This window comes from Moorena sp. SIO4E2, from assembly GCF_010671945.1.
GTDB classification, from domain to species: Bacteria; Cyanobacteriota; Cyanobacteriia; order Cyanobacteriales; family Coleofasciculaceae; genus Moorena; species Moorena producens.
In genome coordinates this window covers 1-1,096 of the sequence record NZ_JAAHIE010001395.1, presented here as the reverse complement: position 1 = coordinate 1,096, position 1,096 = coordinate 1, and the positions used below count along the sequence as shown (strand labels likewise).

The 1,096-nt window shown below is 47.5% G+C and carries 2 protein-coding genes; both read left to right on the top strand.

The features are described from left to right. A partial coding sequence (locus F6K37_RS43960; RefSeq protein WP_287257422.1) for a PfkB family carbohydrate kinase occupies nt 1-470 on the top strand: 470 nt, incomplete at its 5' end. Nucleotides 471-557: 87 nt separating this feature from the next. After that, nucleotides 558-1,096 (top strand): alpha/beta fold hydrolase (locus tag F6K37_RS43955; protein ID WP_287257421.1); only part of this gene is annotated, 539 nt, incomplete at its 3' end.

Sequence of the window (1,096 nt, the reverse complement as noted above, 5' to 3'; positions counted from 1 at the left end):
TGGTGCTCATTGATGGTCATCAGATGGTGGTTAGTAATGCGATCGCAAAATTTGCCAAAACTCATCATATCCCTGTAGTCATCGATGGGGGTAGCTGGAAGCCAGGATTTGAAACAATTTTGCCCTATGTTGATTACGCCATTTGCTCAGCCAATTTCTATCCACCAGGGTGCTCTGACCAAGAAGAGGTGATGGCTTATCTCCTAGACGCTGGGATTCCTCACATTGCCATCACCCAAGGAGAAAAACCAATTCAGTATCGTAGCTTAGGAGTGTCCGGTGAAGTACCCGTACCCCAGATTCAAGCAGTAGATACTTTGGGAGCTGGGGATGTGTTTCACGGTGCCTTCTGTCACTATATTCTACACAAAGAGTTTACTGATGCCCTAGTCGCAGCAGCAAAGGTAGCTACCAATTCCTGTCAGTTTTTTGGGACTCGTCGGTGGATGGAAAAAGATATCGAAAATTAGAGTAGCAAAGGTTTGTCTGCTCACAGCAATAGGTAACTAGAACTGCTTATACTCCAATCTGTAATCTACAAATAGCTACGAAACCTGATGCAAGACTACCAAGCTCCCTGGTACCTAAGAAATGGCTTATTCCAAAGTATTGCTACCACTTACTGGTACGGCACGACCTGGAGTTGGTGGGGGGAAAGAGTACCTTGGCTTTCCCATTTGCCCCTGATTCCCTGGCAGGAAAAGATATTTACTGGTGCGGATCAGGTACCGTTGCGCGGATTGTGGAGTTGTCCTGAGAATGCCAAAGGTACCCTGATTCTTAACTATGCCCTTACAGGGGATGTCGATAGTGGTTGGTATAGTCGTACCCTTGCTCGCAAAGCCTACAGCAATGGTTGGGCAGTGTTAATTTATGATTGGCGCAGTAACGGACGCAGTGCACAACTATCCCCAGTGCCATCTTCTGACGGTTGGCGAGAAGGGGAAGATCAGTTGCAGCTAGCCATGCAATTAGTAAAGATGGGTTGCCCAGAACCTGTCGGTTTGGTGGGCTTTTCCATGGGGGGACAGTTGGCATTGTGGGGACTTAAGGCCGCAGTTGAAAACAATTGTTCTCTGGTCAGGTTTGGAGCAGT